Source organism: Paraburkholderia sp. SIMBA_030, from assembly GCF_046535245.1.
GTDB lineage: Bacteria > Pseudomonadota > Gammaproteobacteria > Burkholderiales > Burkholderiaceae > Paraburkholderia.
This window is the reverse complement of sequence record NZ_JAWRXB010001518.1, coordinates 1-240: the sequence shown is the minus strand read 5'-3', so window position 1 is coordinate 240 and position 240 is coordinate 1. Positions and strand designations below refer to the sequence as shown.

Here is a 240-nt window from a genome sequence, read left to right as displayed (position 1 = left end):
CTTCCTCTTCGTATGGTCGGCCGTGCTCTTCATACCGCTCGTGATGTCCACCGGCGTGATCGGGTTCGTGCAGTACCTCGGGTACTTGGCACCGGGCATGGATGACGGGACGGGGACCCTCATCGGGTTGGCCCTCATCGTGTTCATCACGGTGGTCCTCTGGCGCCGCATCGAGTCCCTGGGCAAACTCACCGTGGTTCTGTGGGCGGTCATGATCTTGACGGTCCTCACCGTCATCGC

General features: G+C 62.1%; 1 pseudogene. It reads left to right on the top strand.

The features are described from left to right. A pseudogene (locus SB772_RS45090) lies at positions 1-240 on the top strand (amino acid permease); the annotation flags it as partial.